Here is a 7,009-nt window from a genome sequence, read left to right as displayed (position 1 = left end):
GACATCTCCAATTTCGCCAAATACGAAGTGAAGGGCCCGGGCGCGGAAGCCTGGCTGAATGCGCTCTTCGCCAACCGGATGCCGGCTAAGGTCGGCAACTCCTGCCTCACGCCGCTGATCGGCAAGCGCGGCGGCATCGCCGGCGACTTCACCGTGACCAGACTGGCGGAGGACGAGTTCATGGTGATCGGCTCGGGCATGGCCGAGCGTTTTCATCAGCGCTTCTTCAAATCGGTGCCGCTGCCCGAAGGCACAACCTTCCGCTCGCGCACCGAGGAGCTCGGCGGCTTCAATGTCGCCGGACCGAAATCGCGCGAATTGCTGCAGCGGCTCACCAATGACGACCTGTCGAACGAGGCCTTCCCCTTCATGCGCTCGCGTCAGATCACCGTGGCCGGCGTCGATGTCGTGGCGCTCAGGGTCTCCTTCACCGGCGATCTCGGCTGGGAGCTGCACTGCAAGGCTGCCGACCAGGTCGAGCTCTACAGCGCGCTGCTCAAGGCGGGCGCGGAAGTCGGCGCCGGGCCGGTCGGCTCGCGGGCGCTGATGTCGCTGCGCGTCGAGAAGGGCTACGGCAGCTGGAGCCGCGAGTACTCGCCGGAATACTGGCCGCAGGAGGTCAAGCTCGATCGCCTGATCAAGACGGACAAGGACTTTCTCAATCGCGACGCCTATCTCGCCGTCGCCGAGAAGCCGGCGCGGGACGAGCTCATCATGCTTTCCGTCTCGGCCAAGGATGCCGACGCCACCGGTGGCGAGCCGATCTTCCTGCCGGACGGCACGCCGATCGGCCAGGTGTCGTCGGGAGCCTATGGCTATTTTGTTGAGCAATCGCTGGCGATGGGCTACGTCAAGGCAGGAACCGCCAAGGCCGGCGACAAGGTGACCGTCGCCATACTAGGCAGGCCCCATGATGCGGTGCTGCTCGCGCATCCGCCCTTCGACCCGGAGGGCAAGCGGCTGCGGTCGTAGGGGCAGCCGTCGCCTGAGACCGCCAGGCGGCGATTGCCGCCGGCCGCCTCAGCCGCCGAAGCGGCTCAGCCAATGGCGGGCGATGTCGGAGCGGCGGCAGACCCAGATATCGGGATTGGCGGTGATCTTGTCGAGGAAGCGCTCCAGGCCGATCATGCGGCCGGGACGCGCAGCCAGCCGGCAATGCAGCGACACCGTCATCACGCGCGGTGTCTTCTGGCCTTCTTTCAGCAGCCAGTCGACGCCGTCGCTGACATAGTCGAAGAACTGGCTGCCGGTCTCCAGACCGGAGCCGCGCGAAAAGCGGCTGTCGTTGTTGTCGAAGCTGTGCGGCACGACCAGATGCCGCTTGCCGCCGACATCGACGAAATAGGGCAGGTCGTCATTGTAGTCGTCGCAGTCGAACAGGAAGCCGCCATGCTCGACGACCAGGCTTCTGGTGTTGAGGCTTGGCCGGCCGGTGTACCATCCGAGCGGATCGATGCCGGTGATCTTACGGACCGCGTCCACCGTCATGGCGATATGCTGGCGCTCTTCCTCTTCGCTGAGGGGCGCGTAGTCGATCCAGCGCCAGCCATGGCAGACGATGTCGCTGCCGAGTGCCGCGATCGCCTTGCCCGCGGCTGGGTTGAGCTCCAGCGCGCGGCCGACGATGTAGAAGGTCGGGATGACGCCCTTGTCCCGGAACAGCGAGATCAGCCGCCACACGCCGACGCGCGAGCCGTATTCATAGAGCGATTCCATGTTGCGGTTGCGCAAGCCGGGAACGGCCGGCGACACGGCAAGGTCGGACAGGATCGCCTCGGAAACACCGTCGCCTTCGCCGATCGAGTATTCCGCGCCTTCCTCGTAGTTGACGACGATGTTGAGCGCCAGTTTCGCGCCGTCCGGCCATTCAGCCTGCGGAGGCCGCTCGCCATAGCCGATGAAGTCGCGGGCGGGCAGATACGGCATGTCTGACGTCACGTCTTGAAATCCCCTCGGATGAAGCCCTTACCAGCATTGCCGGCCGCGCAGGGCGGTCAGGATATGCAGCGTGCGATCCATGACGTCCTGCGGCCCGATCGTGATGCGCAGGCAATCGACCAGGCCGTAGCCGGAGAGGCCGCGCACGATGATGTCGGCGCCGCGCAAAGCATTGTCGGCCGCCGCCGCTGCCGCCGTGTCTCCAAAGCGGACCAGGACGAAATTCGTCCGGCTTTCCGGGACCTCGTAGCCGGCCGCCCGCAAGCCTTGCGCGAAGCGGTCGCGAATGTCCGATGTGCTCGCCACCGTCGCGCGCATATGGGCCTGGTCCTCGACGGCCGCGACGGCCATGGCAAGGCTGACCGTCGAGACCTGGTTTGAGTTCTGCATCTTGCGCACCTCGGCGGCGATCTGGGGTGCGAACAACCCCCAGCCGACGCGCGCGCCGGCCAGCCCGTATGCCTTGGACAGACTGCGCAGGACGACGGTGTCGCCGCGCCCGGCCAGCGCGAAGATTGCCTGCGGATCCTGGTCGTCGAATTCGCCATAGGCCTGGTCGATCATCAGGAGAACGTCGCCGGGAAGCGCCGCGCGCAGGCGCAGCAGCTCGGCGTTTTTAATGCGCGTGCCGGTCGGGTTGCCCGGATTGCAGACGAAGACGATGCGCGCCGCCGGCGTGAGAGCCGCCAGGATGGCGTCGATCGAGACCTCAAAGTCGCGCTCGGCCGCCTTGACATAGGCCGCCCCAACACGCGCGGCCGCCGAGGCGACGAAATTATAGGCGTAGCTGGTGGCGAGCACGTCGGCGCTCGGACCGGCGAAGGCCGCAATGGTGCAGGCGATCAGCTCCATCGAGCCGGCGCCGCACAGGACAAGGTCGCGCTCGACGCCGTAGGTTTTTGCGATGGCCTCGCGCAGCAAGGTCCAGTCTGGGTCTGGATAAAGATGGCTGCGCGCCACGGCATCGCGGCCGGCCTCGATCGCCTTGGGGCTGGGCGGGAAGGCGCTCTCGTTCTGCGCCAATGTCGGCCGGTCATAGCCGCCGAAATTCGCCAGCGCGAAAGCGGACATGGCCTCGATATGGGCGGCGGCTTTCAAGGGCACGGCATAAAGGTCCGGCTATCGGCTTGTCGACAAGGTGTTGCGAAGGAAGGCTAAGGCAGGGCGGCCAAGCGGCAAAGCAAAATTCGCCGGCACAATGGCTATGGGAATTTGGCCCATGCCGGGTTGGTGGCGCCGGTCCTGGCTCCGTTTCCTCAATTAGACGGGCCAGCCAGCTTTGTGCTGCTCAGTGTTTTCGCCAGAGATGGCTACATGTCGTATCGGGGCACCATCTTCGGCGACCGCAGTTCCTGGGCCATTTTTGCCGCCTGGAAGATCGTCATAAGGACGTAGGTCGTTTCACCTTCGGTCGAGTTTATGGCCAAGACCACTCGGCCAATCTCGTCACTCATGGCGCAAGACCAATCCTTGACTGCAATCGCCCGTTTCCCCGCCATGTGCCCCTGCCTTTCCTTCGCGAGGTTATTTGGCGTCGTAAAAACCAGCAATTTGGACTGAATGCCCATTGCGTTGGGCCTAACGTCGTTGGCTAACCAGCAAGCCAGTGCTCCTGAATTTCAGCAGCCCGTGGCTGAATGCAAAAGGAAGGTGCGCTGTCACTGTAATCTTGCAATTGGTTATCGAGATTGTCATCAACTCTGCGCGGCGTTCAGGGTTTAAACGCGTCGCGATTGACGGTGATGGCTGGGGGCTTCCACCCGAAGCCTCCAGGCATATCCAACGCAGCGCTACGGAAACTTCGCTCGACTTCAGCGGTATAGGTGCCGTCGTTCTCGAAACGGTCCCAGAGAATGAAGCCGATAATGAGCGCGATGACGAACAGGGGCCAACGCATCGGACAGTCCCTCAGATGCCCGACCGATATTATCTGCCAGTGGACCCATAAATACAAGCTATTGCTAATATATAGTGACTTGGCGTGACAGCTACCTATGACCGGGAACTAGGACTGGTCGCCAGGTTGCCGGCTGGGCGAATCGCCCAAGTCTGGACTGGGGGCACGAAAATTCCATCGCCGATGCGCCCTCTGCAGGCCGATCCGCTCATCAAAGACGCGATCCATGGTGCCAAGTCTACTCTTCGAGCGGTTCCGGTGTAGATCGGCACCCAGCGAAGTCGAGTTGTATAGATATGCCGCAGATCAGCCGATTTTGGCTGCTCTGAAAAACTCTGAAGATCTTGGAATTGTTGGCTCCCCGGGCCGGATTCGAACCAGCGACCAACCGGTTAACAGAGGGTTTCCAATGCGACTTTCTGGATCAGCGTGCGACACCCTGAATTTCTAAAAATTCTATGGATAACAACTAATTAGCGTTTCATCCTGTCGCGACCTGTCGCAGCCGGTATCGACAAAGCTCGTGGTTTTTTGTAGATTATTCTGTAGATCACTCACGGAACCCGGGTAAACCGGTTGTAGCAAAATTGGTCGCTGGACAGATGCCGAAACTCGAACTCACCGACAAACTCTGCCAGGCCGCCAAGGCCGGTTTCGGCCGAAAAGCCGACTATTTCGATACGACCGTCAAAGGTCTTGTGCTGCGCGTCTCGGCGGGTGGGCAAAAGACTTGGTTCGTGGTTTACGGGCCGCCCGACAAGCGGCAATGGTTGAAGCTCGGCACCTATCCCGAGATACCGCTCGGCACCGACAAGGGTGCTCGCCAGAAGGCCAAGGACACTCGTGCAAGCGTGCAAGAGGGCGGCGACCCTGTGGCCGCCAAGAAGGCGCACGCCGCCTCAATGACCGTCTCTGATTTGGTCGAGAGCTATCTCACCCGCCGGGCATCATCGCGGCGGTCGGTCGATGAGATTGCGCGCCGGCTGCGCAAGAATGTGTCCGGCTATGACGCTGACGGAAAGAAGGTCGAGAAGGCATCATCTGGTTGCATCGGCGAGGTGAAGCTCGCGGACCTGCATCGTCGCGACATCACCAAGGCGATCGACGCGGTGAAGGACCGGGGCGCGGCCGTCGAGGCGAACCGGGTGTTCGAGGATATTCGCGCCATGATCCGATGGGGGCGCGGTCGTGGCGATCTGGACAGCAACTTGACCGAAGGTATGGCGAGGCCGACCGAAACGGTCGAGCGCAACCGCGTGCTGACGGCCGACGAGATCAAGACGATGTGGGCAGCCTTGCCCGAAGCCGACATGCGGGAAAGCACCCGCCGCATTCTGCGCCTGTGCCTGGTTACCGGACAGCGTGTTGGCGAGATCGCCGGCATGGAGCACGGCGAACTGGACTTGACACGCGGCCTTTGGACGATACCAGCCAGGCGCGCGAAGAACGGCCGCGACCATGTTGTCCCGCTGTGCGAAATGGCAATCCGGATCATCGGCGATCAGATCGCAGACGTGAAGGCGCTGTCGGAGCGCAAGGGTAGGGCGGTACCGCATTTCGTTTTTCCTGGACCGGGCGCCCGTGCAGCCGTCACCGGCGCATCTGTCCCGAAGGCAGTGAAGCGAGAAGAGATTACCAAGCGCGGCGTAGCAATGATCATGGGCATTGCACCGTGGACGCCGCATGACCTTCGGCGATCTGCTGCGACGGGCATGGAAGAAATCGGCATTTCGCCGTTCATCGTCGGGCAAGTGTTGAACCACGTTTCGGTGACCAAGAGTACGGTCACGTCGCGGGTATATGCGCGCTACGACTATATGAGCGAGAAACGGGACGCCTTGGAGCTTTGGGCCGATCGGCTTGCCGGCACTATTGCAGGCAAGGGCAACATCGAACCTCTGCGAGCGAAGGCATCAGTTGCATGAACCAGTCTGCGCGGTCGCCGTTCGACCCGAATGCTTCCTGCTGCTCGCCGAAGTCTTCGCGGTTGATCTTGATCCCTCTGACTGCCGCCGCAATCGAATGATTGTCGGCTAATGGACGCGCTTTGCCTTGCCTACCGGGAGCTACTTCACCGATCCTACGTCCTTTCGGAACGCCGTGACAGACGCACGCCGACACCACCGCCATTTTCAGGAATGAACTCGATGCCGGCATTCTCAAGCGTTTTTTGGAGGAGGTATCGCGTTCCTGTTTGAGGAACAGAACGGTCGTTTTCGAAATTGCGAATGGTAACAGCACTCGCGCCGGAGCGGGTGGCGAGGTCCTCTTGCGTCCATTTCAGCAGCGCTCGTGCGGCGCGACATTGAGCAGAATCCATGTCGCAAACTGGTGATAACTCATGAAAATCGCAAGCTTTTTCGAAAACGTTGACAGATGCTTTCTAAAACCAATAATCCTTTTGTTTTCAGAAAACGGCCGCACCGAATGCGCCAACACTCGATGCGGCCTCACCAAAACCCAGCTGTTAGGAGCTCGGATCATGGCTGATTCCAACAATAGCATGAGTACGTTTTTCGTCACCCGGCGGCGCTTGCTAGCGGGTACTGTCACGGCCGCGGCGGCATGGCCCTTCCAGATAAAGTCGCTGGCCGCCCAACTGACGGACGGCAGCAGCGCGGCCGATCCTGCTCTTCGTCTGTGTGGTAACTGGCAAGAGATCCACGAGGAGACACTGGCGCTGTGCCGCGAACAGCAGCGGTTGGAGACACACCTCGCCAGGACGGTCGGCTTTCCCTGCGCCAAGCTGCGGCTTGCCGATGGTACGGGCGTGACGCTCATTCCATCGAAAGCCTGAACGATGCCTACTCGCCTGAAAACGAAGTAGAATGGGGCAGGGCACTTGCGGATTTTGCGGCGCACCAGGCGCGCTGGGACGCTGCTGATGATGAGATCGGCTATTCGAGAACAGACGAACTGATCCGGCAATCGGAAACAGCCGAAAGCGCACTTCTGGATGATCTACCAGAGACAGCGGCCACGTCCATCGAGGGCATTTTGGCCAAGCTCAAGGTCATCTTGCGTGACGGTGAGCACTGGGAACATCCAGACGATTTCCCCTGGCCGCATATCCGATCTGTGCTGGGTGACCTCTCGCGCCACCATAAATATCGATCCGGCGACGCCATGACCGCTGCCTCCTGATAAAGGCCAGCCTTTCGCGCAGGGTTGATC

At 61.5% G+C, this 7,009-nt stretch carries 9 protein-coding genes; 3 read left to right on the top strand and 6 right to left on the bottom strand.

Translation table 11 applies throughout. From position 1 onward, the window contains the following. The coding region (locus EOA28_RS19205; protein WP_148670761.1) for an aminomethyltransferase family protein at positions 1–972 on the top strand (972 nt) is incomplete at its 5' end. A 48-nt stretch (positions 973–1,020) separates the two neighbouring features. Here the strand turns inward: EOA28_RS19205 and EOA28_RS19200 are convergent. From EOA28_RS19200 to EOA28_RS19185, 4 genes are all read right to left on the bottom strand, one after another. Further along, the gene (locus EOA28_RS19200) at positions 1,021–1,938 is read right to left on the bottom strand and encodes an allantoinase PuuE (RefSeq protein ID WP_245463319.1); all 918 of its coding nucleotides are present in this window, start codon (positions 1,936–1,938) and stop codon (positions 1,021–1,023) included. A gap of 27 nt (positions 1,939–1,965) precedes the next feature. Then, a complete protein-coding gene (locus tag EOA28_RS19195) occupies positions 1,966–3,042 on the bottom strand; it encodes a histidinol-phosphate transaminase (protein WP_245463318.1) in 1,077 nt (358 codons plus the stop codon). 206 nt (positions 3,043–3,248) lie between these two features. Then, positions 3,249–3,506, bottom strand: coding sequence for a hypothetical protein (locus tag EOA28_RS19190; protein ID WP_189342107.1), 258 nt, complete (start codon positions 3,504–3,506; stop codon positions 3,249–3,251). Between the two features lie 143 nt (positions 3,507–3,649). Continuing rightward, entirely contained in the window at positions 3,650–3,835 is a 186-nt protein-coding gene (locus tag EOA28_RS19185) for a hypothetical protein (protein ID WP_042644823.1), read from the bottom strand. Between the two features lie 602 nt (positions 3,836–4,437). On the opposite strand from EOA28_RS19185, the gene EOA28_RS19180 reads away from it, so the two are divergent. After that, complete coding sequence (locus EOA28_RS19180) at positions 4,438–5,760, top strand: site-specific integrase (RefSeq protein ID WP_128315156.1); 1,323 nt, start codon at positions 4,438–4,440, stop codon at positions 5,758–5,760. 155 nt (positions 5,761–5,915) lie between these two features. Here the strand turns inward: EOA28_RS19180 and EOA28_RS19175 are convergent, their stop codons facing one another. Next, on the bottom strand, positions 5,916–6,155 hold the full coding sequence (locus EOA28_RS19175; RefSeq protein WP_126102667.1) for a helix-turn-helix transcriptional regulator: 240 nt from the start codon (positions 6,153–6,155) through the stop codon (positions 5,916–5,918). Positions 6,156–6,176: 21 nt separating this feature from the next. On the opposite strand from EOA28_RS19175, the gene EOA28_RS19170 reads away from it, so the two are divergent. Then, entirely contained in the window at positions 6,177–6,632 is a 456-nt protein-coding gene (locus tag EOA28_RS19170) for a hypothetical protein (RefSeq protein ID WP_127250226.1), read from the top strand. A 164-nt stretch (positions 6,633–6,796) separates the two neighbouring features. Here the strand turns inward: EOA28_RS19170 and EOA28_RS39575 are convergent. Next, positions 6,797–7,009 (bottom strand): hypothetical protein (locus EOA28_RS39575; RefSeq protein WP_210214948.1); only part of this gene is annotated, 213 nt, incomplete at its 5' end.

The sequence above is a fragment of the Mesorhizobium sp. M2A.F.Ca.ET.067.02.1.1 genome (genome assembly GCF_004023285.1).
Lineage (GTDB): Bacteria > Pseudomonadota > Alphaproteobacteria > Rhizobiales > Rhizobiaceae > Mesorhizobium.
Note: the sequence above shows the minus strand (reverse complement) of the source record. Positions and strands in the feature narration are given on the sequence as shown.